Below are 1,409 nucleotides of genomic sequence, written 5' to 3' on the forward strand. Positions count from 1 at the left end.
CCGGACATGCTGCCGCTGATCACGCTGTCCCAGGCCGACATCGACCGCATCGTCGGACTGGTGCCAGGGGGCGTGGCCAATATCCAGGACATCTATGCCCTGTCGCCGCTGCAGGATGGCTGCCTGTTCCACCATCTGCTGGCCACCGCCGGTGATCCGTATCTGATGGTCAGGCAGATCGCCTTTGCCGACCGCACGGTGCTGGATCGCTTCCTAGATGCCGTCCAGCAAGTGGTGGACCGCCATGACATTTTGCGCACGGCGTTTATTTGGGAAGGTTTGTCCGAACCGGCCCAGGTGGTATGGCGCAAGGTGCCCTTGTCGGTCACCGAATTCCGCCTGGATCCCCATGCCGGCACCGCCAGCGAGCAACTGGCCCGACACTTTGATCCACGCCATACCCGCATCGACCTGACCCAGGCGCCGCTGCTGCGGTTCTTCATCACCCAGGAGCCGGACAGCCCACGTTGGGCGCTGCTGTCTTTGCAGCATCACCTGGCCAGCGATCACACCACCACCGATATCCTGCTCGACGAAGTGGCAGCGATCCTGGCTGATCGGAGCGACACGCTAGCTCCACCGCAGCCGTTCCGGAATTTAGTGGCGCAGACGCGCTTGGGCACCGACGTCCACGAGCCGTTCTTCCGCCAGATGCTGGGTGACATCGACGAGCCGACCTTGCCGTTTGGCCTGAGCGATGTGCATCGCGACGGTCACGGCATCAGCGAGTGCCATCGCCCGCTGCCGCAGACCTTGAACGATCGCTTGCGCCACCATGCGCGGCGCCTGGGCGTGAGCCTGGCGAGTCTGTGCCACTTGGCCTTCGGCCAGGTGTTGGCACGCTGCAGCGGCCGCGAAGCGGTGGTGTTCGGCACGGTGCTGTTCGGACGCATGCAAGGCGGCGAGGGGACTGGCCGCGCGATCGGGCCGTTCATCAACACCCTGCCCCTGCGGCTGGATCTGGACGATACCCCGGTGGAACAGAGCGTGCGCCGGGCGCACCAGCGGCTGGCCGATCTATTGCACCACGAGCATGCATCCCTCGCGCTGGCGCAGCGCTGCAGCAGCGTGGCCGCCCCCACGCCGTTGTTCAGTGCGCTGCTCAACTACCGTCATAACCGTCTATCACAAACGGCTGCGAATGCAGCGCCGACATCGATCTTGCCGTTCCACGGTATCGAGGCGAGTGGCGGACAGGAGCGCACCAATTATCCCTTCACCATGTCGGTGGAGGACGACGGCCAAACCCTGGGATTGACGCCGCAGGTGGTGGACAGCGTCTCGCCCAAGCGCGTATGCGATCTCATGCAATGTGCCCTGGAAAGTCTGGTTCAGGCGCTGGACGATGTGCCGGCCATGCCGGTGCGACAACTGGAGGTGCTGCCCGCCGCTGAACGCGAGCTGCTGCT

At 64.7% G+C, this 1,409-nt stretch carries 1 protein-coding gene; it reads left to right on the forward strand.

Translation table 11 applies throughout. The features are described from left to right. The coding region (locus tag ISP18_RS00045) for a condensation domain-containing protein (RefSeq protein WP_404559215.1) at positions 1 to 1,409 on the forward strand (1,409 nt) is incomplete at both ends.

This window comes from Dyella humi, from assembly GCF_044904605.1.
Taxonomy (GTDB): Bacteria; Pseudomonadota; Gammaproteobacteria; order Xanthomonadales; family Rhodanobacteraceae; genus Dyella_B; species Dyella_B humi.